Source organism: Rhizobium sp. CB3090 (genome assembly GCF_029714285.1).
GTDB lineage: Bacteria > Pseudomonadota > Alphaproteobacteria > Rhizobiales > Rhizobiaceae > Rhizobium.
Genome location: NZ_CP121663.1, coordinates 1,067,639 through 1,087,035 on the forward strand (window position 1 = coordinate 1,067,639; position 19,397 = coordinate 1,087,035).

A 19,397-nucleotide genomic window follows, 5' to 3' on the forward strand; every position below is an offset into this window, starting at 1 on the left:
TAATCAGCTTGCTCATCCTCGGGTGCTCAGGACATGCAATGAAGGAGAAACGGCCATGGTCGACGAAAAGCAGCTCATCTCGAAAATCACCTGGCGCCTGATGCCCTTTTTGGGGCTCTTGTACCTGGTCGCCTATATCGATCGTCAGAATGTCAGCTTCGCCAAGCTGCAGATGGTCGATGCACTCGGGATGAGTGAATATGCCTATGGCCTTGGCGCCTCTCTCTTTTTCATCGGTTATTTCATCTTCGAAGTGCCGAGCAATCTGATGCTGGATAGATTTGGCGCCAGCAGATGGTTCGCCAGAATTCTGATATCCTGGGGCATCGTGACGACGCTGCTTGCCTATACGCAGAATGCGACGATGTTCTATATTCTGCGCTTCCTTCTCGGCGCGTGCGAGGCAGGCTTCTTCCCCGGCGTTCTCTATCTTCTCACGCTCTGGTTCCCGTCGATCTATCGCGGCAAAATGGTTGGGCTGTTCATGATCTTCAGCGCATTCGCCAATGCCGTCGGTGCGCCGCTCGGCGGTATGCTGCTCGATCTCAACGGGCTCTACAATATTGCCGGCTGGCAATGGGTGTTCATCGCGACCGGCGTTCCGGCCATCATTCTGGGCGTGGTGACGATATTCTATCTGTCCGATCATCCGGCGAAGGCGCATTTTCTGGCGGACGAGGAAAAGCGCTGGCTGCAGGACAGGCTCGCCTCCGAAAATGCCGGCATGGACAAGAACGCCGATAGTGGTTTCAAAGCGCTCTTAGATCCCCGCGTGCTGCTGATGGCGCTCTGCTATATCGCCTTTCCGCTCGCAGCGTATGGCCTCAGCTATTGGCTACCGACGATCGTCAAAAGCTTCGGCGTCGGCAACACCGAGAACGGTTTCCTGAACATCATTCCGTGGCTCCTGGTCGCGGTCAGCCTCTATGTCGTTCCCGCCATGGCGGCAAAGGCGAAATCGAAGACGCCCTATATCGTCCTCCCGGCTTTTGTCGGAGCGGTATCGCTCCTGCTTTCCGCGTTGATCCCGGATCACAGGCTGCAGTTCGCGTTCCTGTCCGTCGCCGCCGCAGGCATCTTTGCCGGTCAGCCGGTCTTCTGGAGCCTGCCCTCGCGGTTTCTGAGAGGCGCGGGTGCTGCGGCGGGCCTCGCAGCCATCAACTCCGTCGGCAATCTCGGCGGCTTCATTGCCCAGAACGTCGTGCCATGGATCAAGGACGCGACGGGAAGCACGATTGCCCCGATGTTCTTCCTGGCCGGATGCCTGGCCATCGGCGGCCTGCTGGTATTCGTCGTGGAACAGCAGATATCCCGGAGGGAGCGGATCACCAGAGAAAGAGAGATCGCGGCCGCAGCAGCCTCCCCGAAAATCTGATCGCCCGGCATCTAGGCGGCATGAACAATCGATCGTCTCGGGCATGGAGGCGAAGGCTTTGTCTGAGGGTGGCGCTGACCGCCGCCTGCATCGGGCGGCTGAGCGGACCGTGTCGGCCGGAATGGTTTCCATCTTACCCTTTGACGGCGCGCGCCATATATTTATGCACATGAATGCTTGGCGAACGATGGTTCAGTGTTTGAAGTTTTGGCGGCGAATGCTGCCAATCCTCACCTTGACGCTGGCCCTGGCATCGGCTTTCGGCCTGACCGCCTCACCGACATTTGCGGCGGAGCGCGTTGCCATGGTCCTGAAGGTGAACGGCGCGATCGGCCCGGCGACATCAGACTATGTACGGCGCGGCCTTCAACGTGCGAGCGAAGAGGGAGCGACCCTCGTCGTTCTGCAGATCGATACGCCCGGCGGGCTCGACACTTCGATGCGGGACATCATCAGGGCGATCCTTGCCTCACCCGTACCTGTGGCGGGGTTTGTGGCGCCAAGCGGCGCCCGGGCTGCAAGCGCCGGCACCTATATTCTCTATGCGAGCCACATCTCGGCGATGGCGCCGGGCACCAATATCGGCGCAGCCACTCCGATCGCAATCGGCGGCAACCCGTTCGGTGGCGGTTCGGAACCGGACAAGGGAAATTCAAGCGGGCAAGGCAACACACAAGGACAGCCCTCCCGCAGCGCCAGCGAAGCGAAAGCGGTCAATGACGCCGTCGCCTATATTCGCGGACTGGCCGAACTGCGCAATCGCAACGCCGATTGGGCGGAACGGGCCGTGCGGGAAGCCGCGAGCCTTTCTTCGACCGCAGCGGTGCACGAGCACGTCGTCGATTTCACGGCAAACACCATTCAAGACCTCTTGACCCAGGCGCAGGGACGTACGGTTCGCGTCGGCCAGACGGATGTCCGCCTCGATACCGCCGGCCTTGCCGTTCGGGAATTCGAGCCGGACTGGCGGACGCGTGTGCTTTCCGTGATTACCGATCCGAACATCGCGCTGATCCTGATGATGGTCGGGATCTATGGCATAATCTTCGAATTTCTCACCCCGGGGACATTTGTCCCCGGCACGATCGGCGGCATATGCCTGCTGCTCGGTCTCTACGCTCTGGCATTGCTGCCGGTGAATTATGCCGGCTTCGGACTGATCGTCCTCGGCGTCGGGCTGACCGTGGCCGAAGCGCATTCGCCCTCGTTTGGCGCCCTCGGCATGGGCGGTGGCATTGCGCTCGTGCTCGGAGCGGCCATTTTGTTCGAGACGGATGTTCCTGGCTTTGAGGTGTCCTGGTCCGTGCTGGGCGGCATCGCCGTGGCAGCCCTTGCGTTCAGCCTTATCGTCGCCCGTCTCGCTATCCTCTCGCGCTGGCGCAAGGTCAGCACCGGCACGGAACAGATGATCGGCATGTCAGGCAAGGTCGACAGTTGGACAGGTGCTGCAGGCTACGTCATCGCGCGTGGCGAGCGCTGGAAGGCAGTCTCCTCGGAGCCGCTTGCGGCGGGAGACGCCGTTAAGGTGACCGGCCGCAACGGTCTGACGCTCGAGGTGATCCGCGCCACTTGATAGACTGGCAGCTTCGGAAGCAGGAGAAAAAGTCATGGGCATGTTCGCAGATCTCGCCTTCTACCTTGTGGTCATCCTAATCTTGCTGCTCGTCCTCGCATCGGCGATCAAAATCCTGCGGGAATACGAGCGCGGCGTTGTGTTCACGCTCGGCCGCTTCACCGGCGTCAAGGGCCCCGGCCTGTTTCTGCTCATCCCCTATGTCCAGCAGATGATGCGGGTCGATCTGCGTACCAGGGTGCTCGACGTGCCCGGCCAGGATGTGATTTCGCGCGACAATGTCTCGGTCCGCGTCAGTGCGGTAATCTATTTTCGCGTCATCGATCCGGAGAGGTCGACGATCCAGGTCGAGGACTTCATGATGGCAACAAGCCAACTTGCCCAGACGACGCTGCGTTCGGTACTCGGCAAGCATGACCTCGACGAGATGCTGGCCGAGCGTGACAAGCTCAACAGCGACATCCAGGAAATCCTCGACGCCCAGACCGATGCCTGGGGCATCAAGGTCGCCAATGTCGAGATCAAGCATGTCGACATCAATGAATCGATGATCCGTGCGATTGCCCGGCAAGCGGAGGCGGAACGCGAGCGGCGCGCCAAGATCATCAATGCCGACGGCGAGCAGCAGGCGGCGGCGAAGCTCCTCGAAGCAGCCGAAATCCTGGCCAAGCAACCGGAAGCGATGCAACTTCGCTATTTAGGCACGCTGAACGTCATCGCCAGCGAGAAGAGCTCGACGATCCTGTTCCCCTTCCCGATGGAATTCGCCAATCTCCTGCTCGCCAAGACGGATAAACCATCGCAATGACCGCTTGGCAATCTGGCCTGTAGTCGCTAACCGTGAGCCTGCATCTTGTGCGGGGCAAGGAAATTCTCCATCGCCTTGAAGGAGAAGGCCGAGATGGGCAGCTCTGTGCCGCCCTCCATCGCAAGATCGGCAAGAATTTCTCCGACAACGCTCGTGAATTTGAAGCCATGGCCTGAACAGGGTGAGGCGACGACGACGTGCGGCTCGGCGGGCATGAGATCGATCAGGAAATCCTCGCTCGGCAACATCGTGTAGCGGCAGGTGACCGCATTCACACGAACGCCCGCCGCGGCCGGAAGGCGCTTGGCGATAAAGCTATCCAGCAGTGCCGTATCCCTGTCATTGACAGGCGGATTTGGCCGGTTCGGATCGATCGGCTCCATGAAATGGGCGTGGCGGCCGACCTTGACGCCGTCAACGCCGATGGCCGGGAAGCCGAAATAAGAGCCTCCCTCGCCCTCATCGCGGAGGAAGGCGGGCATGCGATGCGGCTGCGTCACGAAGCCGTCGCGCGGCTGATACCAGGCGACGACCTGCCGGATCGGATTGGCATGTTCCCGCAACTGCGGTACCAGTTCGGCAATCCACGAGCCCGTCGAGACGATCAACTTCCTGGCGCGATAGCGGCCGGCAGCAGACGAAATCGTCACGCCGGCATCGTCGGGCTCGATTGCCGTCACCTTCTCGCCGAAATGCAGGACCGCCCCATCTTCCGCCGCCAGCTTCAGATAGCCCATGACAGCCGTTTCCGGACGGAGATAGCCGCCTTGCGGATCGAGCACCGCCATCTCCCCTTCGTCCAACGCAAAGACCGGGAAACGCAGTGCCATCGCCTTCCGATCCAGCTCCTCGTAAGGCAAATCGTGCAGTTCGCAGGAGGCCAGCGTACCGCTGACGATCTTGCTGTCCGGCTTGCCGATCTGCAGGACGCCGGTGATCGTCAGGACATCGGCGCGCAGCCGCGCTTCCAGCGCCCGCCAGTTCTCATAGGCACGCTGCAGCAACGGCACATAGGACGGGTCCTCAAAATAGCCGAGGCGGATCAGCCGGCTGTCGCCGTGCGATGAACTCAAGGCGTGGGCGGGAAAGTGGGCATCGATGCCGATCGTCTTGACGCCGCGCGCCGAGAGAAAGGAAACTGCCGCGCTTCCCATGGCACCGAGGCCGATGACGGCAACGTCGAACTCAGCAGTCATAAACTATCCTATTCGCTGATATCCGGCGGCAGCGTCCCGCGAATGAGGTTTCGCAAGGCTTCCATGTCGCCGCTCAAGGGACGGACGTCGCCATAATGCGGGATGCGGGCGCGCACCATCTTGTAGATCGCGTCGGTTCCCTCGGCGCGCGTTCCCGCGGCATTCAGGAAATCATGCGCCTGCGCCGCCGCCATCAGTTCGATCGCCAGGATATATTCGGCATTGTCGATCACCGCGAGCAGCTTGTTTGCCGCGGCTGTTGGATGCGCGAGGAAATCCTCCTGCAGGCCGGAGGTCAGCCCGCCGTCGGTGCTGGCAGGTACTGCCAACCGGCGGTTTTCGTTGGCGAGTGCTGCGGCCGTATATTGCGCGATCATGAAACCGGAATTGCTGCCGGCATCGCCGGCGAGGAAAGCCGGCAGACCGCTGACAAGCGGATTGACCAGCCGGTCCATGCGCCGCTCGCTCATCGCTGCTATCTGGGCGAGCGCGATAGCAAGGCCGTCGGCGGCTTGTCCGAGCGCCGGGGCAACCGCATGGGCTTCTGACGAAACCACCGGGTTTTCCGGCGTGCCGGAAACTGCCGGATTGTCGGTGACTGAGGCAAGCTCCTGATCGACAACGCGCGCGGAATTATCGAAGACATCGCGCGCCGCGCCGTGAGCATGCGGAATGGCGCGCAGGCTGAGGGCATCCTGCGTGCGCCGGCCTAAAGCCGCGGCGACGAGGCCGCTGCCCTGCAACCGGGCGCGCAACGAAGCACCGACTGCAGCAATACCCTTAGACGGACGCAGCGCCAGCACAGCTTGGTCGAATGCCGCCATTTGGCAACCGGCTGCCTCAAGCGTCAGCGCCGCTATGGCATCGGCCCAGGCAAGCAGGCGTTCGGCACGAGCCAGCGCCACGCTGGACAGACCGGTCGCGCAGGCCGTGCCATTGACGAGGCTCAGTCCTTCCTTGGCGCCGAGCACGAGCGGTTCGAGACCGATTGCGGCCAAGGCTTCACGTCCGCTCATCGCCTTTCCGGCAACCCGGGCACCACCCTCACCGATCAGCACCAGCGCGATATGGGCACTGTGCGTCAGATAACCGGCCGAACCTTTCGAGGGCACGTCGGGGATGCAATCTTTTTCGAGAAAGATCGCGAGATGACTGACGATTTCCGGCCGCACGCCGGAATGGCCATGGGCGAAATTGGCGATCTCGGCCGCGATGATGGCACGCACCTCGCGCGGCGCCAGCAGCTCCCCGACGCCGGAGGCATGGCTGAGGATGATATTGCGCGACAAACGGCTCTGGGATTCACGATCAACCACCGTGTCCGACAGCGCGCCAACGCCGGTGTTGACACCATAGGCGCGCACGCCGGTCTCGACGATGCGTTCGACGATCCGGCTGGCATAGGCGATGCGCTCCCGGACTGCCGGTGCGAGCGATAGAGGCGCGCCTTCCGCCACGCTGGCGACATCCCGCCAGCTCAGCACCGTTCGCAGCGTGATAGTCATGACGGCGTTCCGAAATGTCCGATGAACTGGCGGAAAGCCGGTGAGGCGCCGCTGCCGAACATCTCCCGCGGCGGGCCGCTGCTTTCGATCAGGCCCTCGCGCATGAAGACGACGCGGTTGGAGACGTTGCGGGCAAAGCTCATCTCGTGGGTGACGACGAGCATGGTCATGCCCTCTTCCGCCAGCGAGCGCATGACGCGCAGCACTTCACCGACAAGCTCGGGATCAAGCGCCGAGGTCGGCTCGTCGAAGAGCATGACCTTCGGCTTCATCGCGAGCGAGCGGGCGATCGCCGCGCGCTGCTGCTGACCGCCGGACAGAAGCGCCGGATAGGCATGACGCTTGTCGGCAATGCCGACCTTTTCGAGCAGAGCCTCGGCTTCGGCTATGCACTCGGCGCGCGGTCGCTTCAGCACATGCACCGGCCCCTCGATGACGTTCTGGAGGATCGTCATATGGGACCAGAGATTGAAGGACTGGAACACCATGCCGAGCTCGGAGCGAATATGGTCGACCTGCTTCTGGCTTGCCGGCTTGGTTTTGCCGCCCTTGTGCACCATGCGGATCTGCTCACCATCGACCCAGATTTCGCCATCGGTGGCGGTCTCCAAAAGATTGATGCAGCGCAGAAAGGTGGATTTGCCCGAGCCGGAGGCGCCAAGCAGCGAGATGACGTCGCCATCCTGTGCATCTAGGGAAATGCCGCGCAAAACCTCGTGCGTTCCGAAGCTCTTGCGGATATTGCGGACCGAAAGTCTGACGACGCCGGGCATGATCGCTCCAATCCAGATCTAGGCCAGTTGCCTCACGCCTTCAGCGCCGCCGGAACGGCGCGACGATGGCGGGACAGACGATATTCCAGCAGGCCGAGCGCCTGCAGAATGATGAAATTCAAGATGAGATAGATGGCGGCCGCGCAGAGGAAGACCTCCATCGTGCGGTAGGTATGCGAGATTAATCGCTGGGCGACGCCGGTCACTTCCCAGACGGTGACGAGACTTGCGAGCGCCGTCGACTTCATCATCAATACGATTTCAGTCGAATAAGCGGGCAATGCGTGACGGAAGGCGATCGGTGCCAGGACGCGCCGCACCAGCAGGAAACCGGACATGCCGATCGAACGCGCCGCTTCGATTTCACGCGGCGAGACAGCGCGAATGCCGCCACGGAAAATCTCCGCAGTATAACCGCCGGTGCAGAGCGCCAGCGACAGTACGGCGCAGACGAAGGGCTCGCGCAGCAGTGGCCACAGAGGCCCATAGCGGATGAATCCGAACTGGGCGAGCCCGTAAAAGATGAGGAACATCTGGATGAGCAGCGGCGAGCCGCGGAAGATAAAGATGTAGCCCTTGGCGATGGCGGTGAAGACCGGATTGCCGCCGATCCGCATCCAGACGATCAGGATCGCAAGAACGCCGCCGATGGCGATCGACAGGAAAAACAACGCCAGCGTCGTCGGCAGAGCTTCGAGCAGCGTGAGCATCGTCTGTCCGAGAAAAGCGAAATCCATGATCGATCCTCAGGCCTGGCCCATTGCGGAGGGCATGCTGCGGTTGGCGCGGCGTTCGGCGCCGTTGAAGATGCGATCCGACAGGCTCGTCAGGATGAGATAAAGCGCACCGCCAACGATGAAGAACAGGAAATATTGTCGCGTCGAACCGGCGGCGACCTGGCTGGTCCGCATCAGCTCGGCAAGGCCGGTGACCGAGATCAGCGCGGAATCCTTGAGGCTCAACTGCCAGACATTGCCCATGCCGGGAATAGCATAGCGCAGCACCTGCGGCATGATGATGCGCCGAAATCTCAAGCCTCCGTGCATTCCAATTGCCGAGGCAGCTTCAAGCTCGCCCTTGGAAATAGCGAGATAGGCGCCGCGGAATACCTCCGCCTGATAGGCGCCGGAGATGATGCCGACGGCAAGCGCGCCAGCCGCAAAGGAGGGCATGCCCAGAAACCCTTCATAGCCGAAGGACTTGCCGATGCTGGTGACCGCGCTCGATCCGCCGAAATAGATAAGATAGATGATGAGCAGTTCCGGTACGCCGCGGAAAACCGTCGTATAGACGTTTCCAAGCGTTTTCAGGACCATATTGCCGGAAAGCTTCGCCGCCGCGATGATGGCTCCGAAGACGGCGCCGATCGCCAATGCGACCGCAGTGACGCACAGCGTCATCAGCGCGCCGAACAGAAGCAGAGCGCCCCAGCCGGTCGAGCCGAAACCGATCAATTGCAATATCGCCATCTCGTTCGTTCCCCGTACCGAGCGATCCGTCTTCTTGATTAGTCAAACATAACATGCGGGAATCGGCATTGAAGCCGAAAGCCGGCGCTCCCGCTATTCGGAAGCGCCGCCCAACGATTACGACTGCGGAGAGACGTCCGTCTTGAACCACTTCATCGAGAGGTTCTTCACGGTGCCGTCGGCCAGTGCCGACTTGATTGCCGCGTTGAACATGTCGCGCAGGTCCGTGTCAGACTTGCGGACGCCGAGGCCTTCGCCGACGCCCCAGATCGGGCCGGCGACTTGCGGGCCGGTGAAGGCAAGCGCGCCGTTGGCGGCATCGAAGGCCGTCTGGAAATAAACGGCATCGTCGAAGCCGAGATCGATACGGCCGTTCTGCAGATCGAGGTCACGGTCGGCGCCGGTCTTGTACTCGCGGATCGTCGCGACGTCGCCGAAGTTGTCGTAGATGAACTTGGCGTAAACGGTAGCGGCCTGGATGCCGATGGTCTTGCCCTTGAAGGCTGCCTTCAGCGCGTCGATCTCCTTAACGCCGGTCTGGCCGGGTGTCATCTTGACGGTCGCCCCGGTGCCGGCTGCGTTGGCCAGCGGGCTGTCCTTTGCCGTCGCGAAAGCGGCCGGCGTCGCGGCGTAAGGAACGGTGAAGTCGATGACCTGCTTGCGCTCGTCGGTGATCGACAGCGCATCCATGATCACATCGAACTTGCCGGCATTCAAAGCCGGGATCATGCCGTCCCAATCGGACGCCACGAGCTTGCATTCGACCTTGGCACGCTCGCACAGCACCTTGGCCAGCTCCGGCTCGAAGCCGCCGAGCGTACCGTCGGAGTTGGTGAGGTTCCATGGCGCATAGGCACCTTCGAGCGTGATGGTAACGGTTTTCCAGTCCTTCGCCTGGGCCGCAGGGCCGGCGAGAACAGCAAGCGCCAGGGCGCTGGAAAGAAGGGCATGTCTGATCTTCATCGATGTTCTCCTCTTGAGATCGAAATAGCCAATTTCTGTCTACACCAGTCTTCGCCGGCTTGCCGGTCGGTGACTCTCATTCGCTGGTCACATCGATCGGATAGTTGTATAGGGTACCATATGTGATATTTTATGTTATGCAAGTGCCAAGTCGATTTACAAGCGAATTTCGCGACTGCACAAGGATTAGGCAATGAAACGCGCTACCGATCGGAAACGTGAGCTGGCCGACAACGACTCCGGCCCGCTTTACGCCGGCGTCAAGCAGATGATCCTGGATCGAATCCACAGCGGCGAATGGCCGCCGAAGCATCGCGTTCCCTCGGAAAACGAGCTGGTCGTGGAACTCGGCGTCAGCAAGATGACTGCCAACCGGGCGCTGCGGGAGCTTGCCAACGAAGGCGAACTCGTTCGCATCCAGGGCGTGGGCTCCTTCGTTGCGGAGCGTAAAGGCTATTCGGCACTTTTCGAGGTGCGCAACATCGCCGATGAGATCGCCGAGCGCGGCCATGTCCACGAAGCCTCCGTCGTCGTTCTCGCCCGCGAAACCGCCTCTCCCGAGGTTGCCGACGCGCTGGAGCTGGAGATCGGGGCGGCGGTTTTCCATTCGCTGATCGTCCACAGCGAAAACGGCGTTCCAGTGCAGATCGAGGACCGTTTCGTTCACCCGGAAGCAGCACCCGAATATCTCGATCAGGACTTCACGACACTGACGCCGAATGCCTATCTGACGGCCGCGGCCCCACTTAGCGGCTCGGAACACATCGTCGAGGCCGCAATGCCACAGCCTTGGGAATGCAAGCTCCTGACGGTTCTGAAGACCGAACCCTGCCTGGCCATCCGCCGACGTACCTGGTCGGCGCGACAGGTCGTCTCCATCGCTCGTCTCGTCTATCCCGGACACCGGTATCGGCTGGAAGCGCGCAGCGGCAAGATGTTCGAGGAATAAAAACACTAATCAGCTTGTATATGGAAGGTCATGCGCTTAAGCGAGGAGCGCTTTGAAGCGGCCGCACTCAGCCACCCTCTCGCCTCCTCCTGCTCTTCATCGCCGGATCCGGCAGCACCGTGCCAAATAGGTGATCCCAGAAAAGCGACGAAACACCATAATTCCCTTCGTCGGCGGAAGCATGATGCTGCGCATGCCAACGCTTGGCGCGGTAGAGGTAGGTGCCATGCGGAATCCGCCAGTGATGCATGGCGTGATGCATTGTTCCGTAAGTGAGATAGCCAAGCGTCATGCCGACGGTGAAGCCTGACGCCACGCCAAAGCCGAAAGCCCACCACGATGGCAACAACACGGCCGCGACCATGAAAAACAGACTGAGCCAGATCGGCGTATCGATCAGTTCGGTCGGCGCGTGGTGATGCTGGACATGCATATCGCGTATATAGACGACATGATGCAGCACGAAGCGATGGATGAGGTATTCCACTAGCGTCCATGCGGCTGTGCCGATCACGATCGCGGCGAGCCATATCAAGGGCCGACCATCATAGCCCCAAGCAAAATAGGCAGCGATCAGTCCAACAGTGATGATCGGGTAGACGACAAAATCCGTATAATAAGCGATCGCATTTGGTTTTCGCGAAAGTGAGCGCCTCATGTGGCTTGCTCGCTGCATTGACTGCGAAGATTCGTCATAAGATTCTTCTTCATTCTTTACAGGCAAAAACGATTCATATGCCTCTGTCGCCGTTTGTGAGAACGCGCAAAGAAGCGAAAGCACTGCAATATTTGCACACACGCGGTAAATCGAAAGGGATTTACAGCCTATGCGCACGCCGCTTCAAGGCCGAGATAGAGCGGCTCGCACAGGGTTAACGCCGCTTTCCCTCCATTTCGCCCGCGATCCCGGCGCTGAAACCAGCCAATCGCGAAACAGCTTAGAAGCATGCCGAATAAGATGTCTCTTAAAAAAATGACAAGCAAGTGACGTGCCGCCAAGGTCGGGCAATATCGGCTACATCAGATAACAAAAGAGCGACCAACACGATTGGCGGCGTGTTGGTCGCTCGTAGCAGCGGGTGCTTCCGGTTGGGGGCCTTTTCACACCCGCCGCATCGGTGAATCAATCAGCGCTGTCTGTTGCGTCGTCGGTTGGCGCCGCAGTCGATTTTTCCAGCGAATCGCGAACCTGATCTATCTTTCCGACGGCAGGGCCAACGCCGAGGATGTCCTTGGCCTCGGCCAGCGTTTTGTCTGTCACGACGCCGGTCTTAGACTCCTGAGCCAGAGCCGAACGCAGTGCCTCGTCGCTGAGGGCTGGGTCCGTCGGAACAGCATTGGTTCCATTCTTGAGTTCGAACTCGGCATAATCCATGACATAGGCTCTGATGGCCGCCATCTTCGGATCCTTGGAATTCATATAGGCATGATAGTTTCTCTTGAGAGAATTGAGGCTTCCAAGCTCCGCAGCCTGCGTTCTGACGTTGGTCACGCTGGATTTCTCAAGCTTCTTGTCGGCAGCCGCGGCCTTCGAGACGTGAGTCGTGCGCTTGGCGTTGCCTACATCCGCATCGGCATCCACATCCGTGTCGCTCGAATCCGCGTCGTCGGACTTAGCATGACTCGAATTGGCGCTGCTGTGGCTTCCAGCATTACCGTTGCCATTGCCGTTGCCGCCGCCATTGCCGCCGCCACCGTTGCCGTTTCCATTGCCGCCCTTGGCATATGCGATTCCAGCGAGACCCAGGGCGGCGCCACCGATGGGAGCGACGGCTAGCGTCAGGGCGACCATGGTCGTTCCGAGGGCTGATCCGAATTTCATGTGCTTTTCCTTTCATTCCAGACGTGCGCCCTTCCGCTGCCGTGCGACGACGACACGGGACGAGCAATTATGTCGTTCGCCACAATATTGCTGAAAAAGAAAGTTTCCACCTGGGTCAGACCAATGCCGCCTGCGATCGGACCTTAGGCCGATGGCAGGTTGCCGAAAGTCTCATCGGTTTCGAAGCGGTTTGGTCTGCATCAAGCCTGTGATCTGCCGGTGATAAGAACCAGTCGCCATTTGACGCGCCGCCCGGCTACGATAGGTATGGCGTATAGGGTGGCCATCGGTGAAAGTAGCCAGGCATGCAGATGAATCTTAAATCAATGCTGTCGCCGGTCCGTTTACTCGCCGGCTGGAATTCTCAATCGCTGGCGAAACAATTTCTGCTGATCGGCGGTTTCGTTTCCGCCTGCGCGATGCTTCTCGTCGGCGCCTTTGTGACCGACCTCATCGAGGATGCCGTCACGCGCAACTCCGCCGCCAGCACCGCTCTTTATGTCGACAGCGTTATCGCCCCCCTGCTTCCGGATATGCAGAAGACCGAGGTCCTGGACGATACGGTGACCCACGCGCTCGACGAAACGCTCGGTGAGGGCGCGCTTGGCAGCCGCCTCATGTCGTTTCGCCTCTGGCGCAGCGACGGCACCATTCTTTATTCCAACGACAAAAAGCTCATGGGTAAGCAGTTCCCGCTTAGCAATGATCTGAAGACGGCCTTTGCAGGCACGATGGTGGCGCAGTTCAACCAGCTCGACGACGTCGAAAGCATTGCCGAGCGCAACAGCGGCAAGCCGCTTCTGGAGATTTACAATCCCGTCCTTCAGCCCTGGTCAGGCAAAGTCGTGGCCGTTTCCGAATTTTATGAGGTGGCGTACGACTTCGAGCGGAGCCTCAACCAGGTGCGTTTCAGAAGCTGGATGGCTGTTGCCTTGTTCACGCTGACGTTCTTTCTTGTTCTTTCTATTATCGTCCTTCGCGGAAGCCGGACGATCGAAAGCCAGCGCCGCGCACTGAAAGCGCGCATCGGCGAGCTATCGTCGCTTCTGCAGCAGAACGAGATTTTGCGAGCCCGCGTTCAAAGAGCGTCACAACGCACCGCCGCCCTCAACGAGAGCTATCTACGGCGCATCGGCGCCGATCTGCATGACGGACCCGCCCAGCTCGTTGCCTATGCATCATTGCGATTGGACAGCGAGGCACTAGTCAATCCAGCCACGCCGGCGCAGGAAAGAGAACAGTCGCTTGCCGCAATCAAATCAAGCCTTGATGATGCGATGGCAGACATCAGAAGCATCTGCAGCGGACTGGTGCTGCCGCACATCGAGTCGGCGAACCTGACCGAACTACTGCAGCGCGCCGTCCGCGCCCATGAGCAACGAACCGGCGTCACGGTCGGCTTATCCGTTTCCGACACGACGCAAGAGCTTTCGACATCCGCCAAGATATGTATATACCGCTTCGTTCAGGAAGCACTGAACAACGGCTACCGTCACGGTGAAGGTGCAGCGCAGCGGGTAAGACAAACTATCGACGGCGGACAGATCACGATCGCGGTATCGGACGAAGGCCCCGGCTTCGATCCGGCCTATATACCGCCAAGCAGTATCGGTTTGGCTGGCCTGAGAGAGCGTGTGGAAAGTCTCGGTGGCGTTTTCGAATTAAAGTCGTCCAGAGACGGCACCGTGGTTCAAATGTCGCTGAACCCAATGGAGATGGAGCAGATATGATGAAGGTAATCAGTCTGGCAGTGGTCGATGATCATCCGCTGTTCCGGGAAGGAGTCATTCGCAGCCTTGGCGAGATCGAGGGCTTTGCGATCGTTGGCGAAGGCAGCACGAAGGAAGATGCGATTCGCATAGCCGATGACGAGCGTCCGGACGTTTTGTTGTTGGATATCTCGATGCCTGGTGGAGGCCTGGACGCACTTTCGCTGATCCTCGAGCGGGTGCCCGATCAGAAGATCGTGATGCTGACAGTCTCCGAAGCCAGCGACGATGTGACGGCGGCTCTCAAGAACGGGGCGAAGGGTTATGTGCTGAAGGGCGTAGGCTCGAGAGCGCTGGCTGAGATCCTCCGCACGGTGGCCTCGGGAGAAAGCTATGTCGCCCCTACCCTTTCCGCTCGCCTGATTTCCGGCGACGGCGATGCCTCCTTGCGAAAAGCGGATCTTCTTCGCGACCTGACAGGCCGGGAAAGCGAGGTACTTCAGCTCGTTGCAGCCGGCTTGAGCAACAAGCACATCGGTCTGAAGCTCGATCTCCACGAAAAGACGGTAAAGCACCATATGACCCAGATTTTCACGAAACTGGGTGTTGCAAATCGAACGGAGGCTGCAATGGCCTTTCGCGATGCTCTCGACAACCGTGGTTAGGGCGTGCGTTTAGTTGAACGCGCAAAGGTCGCTCTGAATTTTTTGAATCCAGAGCATCTTATCCGCTTGCAGGTGATCCCACCTGAAAGCGGATGCTAGAGCATGATGACTTTTCTTCGAATCGTCACCACACCCTATCTCTTTGATTTTGCATGATCTTATCCAAAAACCGCTGCGCACTTTTTGGGATCATGCTCTAATGGAGGAAGGACCGCAGCCTCTGCTGATCGGCCGTGGTCGCACTCCGATTGATGATGGTGCGGCCTCGCGAGTCCTTCATGACATAACGTCCATTCGTTATTTCTTCACTCATGCCATCATCGTGGCGCACTGTCATCGACGCATCATTCGCATCGGCTGAGTCGTCCGTGTCGCTTTGCGTGGCGCTTTTTCCGTTGGCTTTGCCATTGCCGTTTCCACCGGCATTTCCATTGCTGCCGCCATTTCCGCTATTGCCTCCGCCATTGCCATTACCACCGCCGTTGCCGTTCCCCCCGCCGTTGCCATTGCCTCCGCCATTTCCATTACCTCCGCTTTTTGCATCGGCGGTTTGCGCGACAAGCCCGAAGGAATGTCCACGAATCTCGACGGTGTAAGGCGTTGCCACAATCACAAGCGTAAAAGAGGCCCCGAGAAGAACGGCGATCGACTTTCCGTGCAAAGACATGGCTTGCCTCCTGGACGCTCATAAATACAATCACTGCGCGGAAAGACTGTTCGGACACCGTATGAAGAACCGTTCGGTCTTGTCACCAAAACAACCTTTCCGCAACGATACCAGATCGTTTCTGAGGCACAGCCGTCAACCTTTGTCTAGCCAAAAACATCCAACCGGGACTTTTGCAATTTGGGGCTAAGACTTTGGTCCGGCTCATCGTCGGACAAAAGTCGCAAGGCGGAATCGACTGAAGCCTCAACCACAAAAAGCGCCATTGAAAGAGCGCCCAACCTGCCCTTACTACTACCTGGAAATAGCCGGTGCATCGGACAGAGGCGCGAAGATAAACGTCTCTCGTCACGCCCGGCTGCAGATGGGGATGGGGGATTCTCTCGTAGATGCGCTCTACGGTTCACTTGTTTTGAACGCAGTCGCGGAAGCGACGCAGAGTGCGCGTGGCGCTCTCCAACGTGCCCGGACGAGCGCCGGCATGGAAATTGCCGCCAGCTCTTCCGGTTCATTTCGAGCTGGCCTGATGCGAAAGGCATGAAAATGAAAACGCAGTGGAAGATGTATCTGGATCAGACGACGCCACCCGGCGCCGTTGTCGATTTCTCAGCCGCGGCTTTCGTCCTTCAGGTGGCGATGAACCTCCGTATCTCCCTGAGCTTTGTCGAGGCGACCCCAGAGTGTCATTATCTCGCCGAGCGCATCATGGCATCCGCCGAACTATATGGCCATGCGAGAGAGGCAGGTTCGACACTTGCATTTACCGATGCGGAGAAGGCACTGGCGGAGGCCGTGGCGCTTCTCGCCATCGAATTGCAGCATTGCCCTTCGGCATCGCACGCCGTCGACGCATCCCTGACCCCAATGCATCCCGCCGCAGCATCCCAGCCGACAACGATCGAGAGCAACCCTTTCGGACACGTATCCTTGTAGCTTCGATCGCAGTACGGCCCGAAGACCTGCACATGGTCTTACCTCGGCAACATCGAGCTGATGGATGGGATGTGCCCTGACCTTTATCGAGGGCTTCATCGGCTCGTTGCTGCTTTAGCCCGAAAGCCTCCACCATCCGAGTCATGTACAATAGCGAACGCGTTTTGAATGGCGCATCGTCTTTTCATCGCCTGCTCCGTCATTTATGACAGATTTACGACATTAAAGTGTTTTGGAGCGCTGCTATTGAATTGGTTTCGTAGATTGATGCCGAGGGAAGATCGCTTTTTTGATCTTTTTGCCCGGCATTCCCGCACGATCGTCGGCGCGGCAGAAGCTCTGAACGAGTTGCTTTCGGGCAAGGATACCGAGCGGCATTGTCAGCGAATCGTTGAGCTCGAAAACGAGGCGGATGATATCACCCGCGAGGTCCTGCTTGCGATTCGGCGCAGCTTCATCACGCCCTTCGACCGCGGCGACATCAAGGATCTGATCATGTCGATGGACGATGCGATCGACATGATGCACAAGACGGTCAAGACAATTCGGTTGTTCGAACAAACCAGTTTTGATCCAGGCATGCAAGAGATGGGCGGCGTGATCGTTCAGGCCGCCAAGCTGGTGGCCGAGGCAGTTCCGCTCCTCAATCGGATAGGGGCCAACTCTTCCCGTCTGAGTGCGCTCACGGAGGAGGTCGTCAAGGTCGAAGGTCGTTCCGATGAATTGCACGAACAAGGGCTGAAGGATCTCTTTCGCCGACATGGCGGGACGAACCCGATGGCCTACATCATCGGCAGCGAGATTTATGGCGAGCTGGAGAAGGTCGTCGACCGCTTCGAGGACGTGGCCAACGAAATCAGTGGCATCGTGATCGAGAACGTCTGATGGAGGCTACCCTCGCGCTTCCGCTGCTGGCCGGTCTCATCGCCGTGGCATTGTTTTTCGACTTTCTGAATGGCTTGCACGATGCCGCCAATTCGATCGCTACCATTGTGTCGACCCGGGTCTTGCGGCCTCAATACGCGGTGTTGTGGGCCGCATTCTTCAATTTCATCGCCTTTCTATTCTTCGGGCTACACGTCGCCGAAACTCTCGGCACCGGTATAATCGATCCAGGCATCGTTACGCCGCAGGTCATCTTTGCTGCCCTGGTGGGCGCGATCGTCTGGAATATCGTGACCTGGATCTTCGGCATTCCGTCAAGCTCCTCGCACGCGCTGGTCGGCGGTCTCGTCGGCGCCGGATTGGCCAAGACAGGCGTAAGTTCCATCGTCTGGTCAGGCCTGCTGAAGACGGCCGGCGCCATCGTTATGTCGCCACTGTTGGGCTTCCTGCTCGCACTTTTCCTCGTTCTTTGCGTGACATGGATATTCGTTCGCCAGACACCCTTCGCTGTCGACAGCGTTTTCCGCGTGCTGCAGTTCGTCTCCGCCTCCCTCTATTCCCTCGGGCACGGCGGTAACGATGCGCAGAAAACGATGGGGATCATCGCAGTTCTGCTCTACTCCCAGGGCCATACCGGAGCGCAATTCCATGTACCTCTCTGGGTCGTCTTGTCCTGCCAATCCGCAATGGCGCTCGGCACGCTCCTCGGCGGTTGGCGGATCGTGCACACGATGGGTTCGAAGATCACCAGGCTCAATCCAATGCAGGGCTTCTGCGCCGAGACGGGCGGTGCGCTGACCTTGTTTGCCGCGACATGGCTCGGCATTCCCGTCTCCACCACCCATACGATCACGGGTGCAATCATCGGCGTCGGCGCCGCACGGCGCGTCTCGGCGGTGCGATGGGGATTGGCAGGCAACATCGTCGTCGCATGGGTCATAACCCTGCCCGCCGCAGCCTTCATCTCAGCTCTGACCTATTGGACCACCAACTGGGTGGGGTAGGAACCGAGTGCGCCAGAACCGCGTCTTCCGGCTCTACCATCTCGGCAAGGCTAATCGCTCCGGCAATGCTACTCGATAATGCGCGCTCTCAATTCCTTGGATGGCATAAGGCAGGTCTCGTATCTTCCGAAAATGCGGTATCTGTTTTTGGCGATCAGATCATATGCCGCATTAGCAATCCGCCGCGGCATCAGGTTCACCACCGCAAGCAGGCTCCAAGGAAAGCCGAGACACCGCATGGCGGTGGCAAACGCATCCATTTTCGTGTGCAGGATGCCGTCCACGATCACCAGATTGGTCGAAAAGTCCGTCGTACAGAGGCCATAGTGCCGATAAAGCGCCTGTCCAAGCGGAGACTGCGCGGCCGTGAACAGGAAACGGCCGGAAGGGTCGTGGGCGAAGACAAAACGGATGAATGAGGAGCAGAAAATGCACTCGTGGTCCAAAACGATAAGACCCTTGTCATGATCGTGAGACGGCACGTTCGGGTCATTTCTGAAACTGTATGAAGCAAGTTCGGTCATTGGCAGCATATCTCCGAAGCGGAGTGAATGTCGCGATACGTTTTGCGTCAAGCGAAAGTTGGAGCCGTCAGGCACACGTCATTTCGGCGAGAGCCAGCAACTCACGCCCTGCGGCCACTTTCTGCAGACGAGGTCGTCCGTAACTGTGCCTCCAACCCCAAAAACCGTCGGAGGAGATAGTCCAAGGACAAACGTCCAGGCCCCCAGGCCATGATACCGAGCGCCATCGCCGCCCAGGTGATATGAACGGGCCATCCATCGGGAACGGTCAGCTCCACGACAGCGGTCATGACGAGAAGACCGGTCGCGGCAAAGCGCGTGGCAAGGCCGAGCACCAGAAGCATCGAAAATACGACCTCCCCTGAACCCGACAGAAATGCCATCACCGCTGGCGCGGGAAAGGGATATGGCCCACCCGGAAGATGCAACATGAATTCGCTCGTGAAGAGCTCGACCGCCGTATCGCTCAACTGCAGGAATCCATCCCATTTGAGGATGCCGGAACGCCAAAATGGCACGGCCAAGCCGACACGAAGGACGAGTTGCACGAGGGATGGCTGAGCAATCATCTGCACCA

General features: G+C 59.3%; 20 protein-coding genes. 9 read left to right on the forward strand and 11 right to left on the reverse strand.

Annotated elements, in window-relative coordinates:
• Window positions 1-55 precede the first annotated feature (55 nt).
• From QA646_RS23640 to QA646_RS23650, 3 genes are all read left to right on the forward strand, one after another.
• Window positions 56-1,375 (forward strand): MFS transporter, encoded by a 1,320-nt coding sequence (locus QA646_RS23640; RefSeq protein WP_283059176.1) that lies wholly within the window; start codon window positions 56-58, stop codon window positions 1,373-1,375.
• Window positions 1,376-1,592: 217 nt separating this feature from the next.
• Window positions 1,593-2,948: a nodulation protein NfeD gene (locus QA646_RS23645; RefSeq protein ID WP_283059177.1), complete on the forward strand. Its 1,356-nt coding sequence runs from the start codon at window positions 1,593-1,595 to the stop codon at window positions 2,946-2,948.
• Between the two features lie 34 nt (window positions 2,949-2,982).
• Window positions 2,983-3,756 (forward strand): slipin family protein, encoded by a 774-nt coding sequence (locus QA646_RS23650; RefSeq protein ID WP_283059178.1) that lies wholly within the window; start codon window positions 2,983-2,985, stop codon window positions 3,754-3,756.
• A gap of 26 nt (window positions 3,757-3,782) precedes the next feature.
• On the opposite strand, the gene solA is transcribed toward QA646_RS23650, so the two are convergent.
• The 6 genes from solA to QA646_RS23680 form a co-directional block, all read right to left on the reverse strand.
• Entirely contained in the window at window positions 3,783-4,952 is a 1,170-nt protein-coding gene (gene solA / locus QA646_RS23655; RefSeq protein WP_283059179.1) for an N-methyl-L-tryptophan oxidase, read from the reverse strand.
• Window positions 4,953-4,960: 8 nt separating this feature from the next.
• Window positions 4,961-6,457, reverse strand: coding sequence for a histidine ammonia-lyase (gene hutH / locus QA646_RS23660; RefSeq protein ID WP_283059180.1), 1,497 nt, complete (start codon window positions 6,455-6,457; stop codon window positions 4,961-4,963).
• Window positions 6,454-7,230, reverse strand: coding sequence for an ATP-binding cassette domain-containing protein (locus tag QA646_RS23665; protein ID WP_283059181.1), 777 nt, complete (start codon window positions 7,228-7,230; stop codon window positions 6,454-6,456). Before QA646_RS23665 ends, hutH begins: the two co-directional genes overlap by 4 nt.
• Window positions 7,231-7,262: 32 nt before the next feature.
• The gene (locus tag QA646_RS23670) at window positions 7,263-7,967 is read right to left on the reverse strand and encodes an ABC transporter permease subunit (RefSeq protein WP_283059182.1); all 705 of its coding nucleotides are present in this window, start codon (window positions 7,965-7,967) and stop codon (window positions 7,263-7,265) included.
• Window positions 7,968-7,976: 9 nt separating this feature from the next.
• Window positions 7,977-8,699, reverse strand: a complete 723-nt coding sequence (locus QA646_RS23675; RefSeq protein WP_283059183.1) for an ABC transporter permease subunit — start codon at window positions 8,697-8,699, stop codon at window positions 7,977-7,979.
• Between the two features lie 117 nt (window positions 8,700-8,816).
• Window positions 8,817-9,662: a transporter substrate-binding domain-containing protein gene (locus tag QA646_RS23680; RefSeq protein ID WP_283059184.1), complete on the reverse strand. Its 846-nt coding sequence runs from the start codon at window positions 9,660-9,662 to the stop codon at window positions 8,817-8,819.
• Window positions 9,663-9,855: 193 nt separating this feature from the next.
• Here QA646_RS23680 and hutC point away from each other — a divergent pair, with 193 nt between their 5' ends.
• The gene (hutC, locus tag QA646_RS23685) at window positions 9,856-10,611 is read left to right on the forward strand and encodes a histidine utilization repressor (protein ID WP_283059185.1); all 756 of its coding nucleotides are present in this window, start codon (window positions 9,856-9,858) and stop codon (window positions 10,609-10,611) included.
• Window positions 10,612-10,678: 67 nt separating this feature from the next.
• Here the strand turns inward: hutC and QA646_RS23690 are convergent, their stop codons facing one another.
• Together QA646_RS23690 and QA646_RS23695 are read right to left on the reverse strand one after the other, a co-directional pair.
• Window positions 10,679-11,392, reverse strand: a complete 714-nt coding sequence (locus QA646_RS23690) for a sterol desaturase family protein (protein ID WP_283059186.1) — start codon at window positions 11,390-11,392, stop codon at window positions 10,679-10,681.
• 342 nt (window positions 11,393-11,734) lie between these two features.
• Complete coding sequence (locus QA646_RS23695) at window positions 11,735-12,433, reverse strand: hypothetical protein (protein ID WP_283059187.1); 699 nt, start codon at window positions 12,431-12,433, stop codon at window positions 11,735-11,737.
• 305 nt (window positions 12,434-12,738) lie between these two features.
• On the opposite strand from QA646_RS23695, the gene QA646_RS23700 reads away from it, so the two are divergent.
• Both QA646_RS23700 and QA646_RS23705 read left to right on the forward strand, forming a co-directional pair.
• Window positions 12,739-14,163 carry a sensor histidine kinase gene (locus QA646_RS23700; RefSeq protein ID WP_283059188.1) on the forward strand — a complete coding sequence of 475 codons (1,425 nt, stop codon included), beginning with the start codon at window positions 12,739-12,741 and terminating at the stop codon, window positions 14,161-14,163.
• Window positions 14,160-14,807 (forward strand): response regulator transcription factor, encoded by a 648-nt coding sequence (locus tag QA646_RS23705; RefSeq protein WP_283059189.1) that lies wholly within the window; start codon window positions 14,160-14,162, stop codon window positions 14,805-14,807. Before QA646_RS23700 ends, QA646_RS23705 begins: the two co-directional genes overlap by 4 nt.
• A 196-nt stretch (window positions 14,808-15,003) precedes the next feature.
• Here the strand turns inward: QA646_RS23705 and QA646_RS23710 are convergent, their stop codons facing one another.
• Window positions 15,004-15,474 (reverse strand): hypothetical protein, encoded by a 471-nt coding sequence (locus QA646_RS23710; protein WP_283059190.1) that lies wholly within the window; start codon window positions 15,472-15,474, stop codon window positions 15,004-15,006.
• A 537-nt stretch (window positions 15,475-16,011) separates the two neighbouring features.
• On the opposite strand from QA646_RS23710, the gene QA646_RS23715 reads away from it, so the two are divergent.
• The 3 genes from QA646_RS23715 (at window position 16,012) to QA646_RS23725 (ending at window position 18,296) form a co-directional block, all read left to right on the forward strand.
• Entirely contained in the window at window positions 16,012-16,407 is a 396-nt protein-coding gene (locus QA646_RS23715; RefSeq protein WP_283059191.1) for a hypothetical protein, read from the forward strand.
• A gap of 267 nt (window positions 16,408-16,674) precedes the next feature.
• Window positions 16,675-17,292 (forward strand): DUF47 family protein, encoded by a 618-nt coding sequence (locus QA646_RS23720; RefSeq protein WP_283060546.1) that lies wholly within the window; start codon window positions 16,675-16,677, stop codon window positions 17,290-17,292.
• Window positions 17,292-18,296 carry an inorganic phosphate transporter gene (locus QA646_RS23725; protein ID WP_283059192.1) on the forward strand — a complete coding sequence of 335 codons (1,005 nt, stop codon included), beginning with the start codon at window positions 17,292-17,294 and terminating at the stop codon, window positions 18,294-18,296. The genes QA646_RS23720 and QA646_RS23725 overlap by 1 nt, the downstream gene beginning before the upstream one ends.
• 68 nt (window positions 18,297-18,364) lie before the next feature.
• Here QA646_RS23725 and QA646_RS23730 read toward each other — a convergent pair whose 3' ends face one another.
• Together QA646_RS23730 and QA646_RS23735 are read right to left on the reverse strand one after the other, a co-directional pair.
• Window positions 18,365-18,820 carry a DCC1-like thiol-disulfide oxidoreductase family protein gene (locus QA646_RS23730; RefSeq protein ID WP_283059193.1) on the reverse strand — a complete coding sequence of 152 codons (456 nt, stop codon included), beginning with the start codon at window positions 18,818-18,820 and terminating at the stop codon, window positions 18,365-18,367.
• A 101-nt stretch (window positions 18,821-18,921) separates the two neighbouring features.
• A complete protein-coding gene (locus QA646_RS23735; protein WP_283060548.1) occupies window positions 18,922-19,389 on the reverse strand; it encodes a DoxX family protein in 468 nt (155 codons plus the stop codon).
• Between the last annotated feature and the right edge of the window lie 8 nt (window positions 19,390-19,397).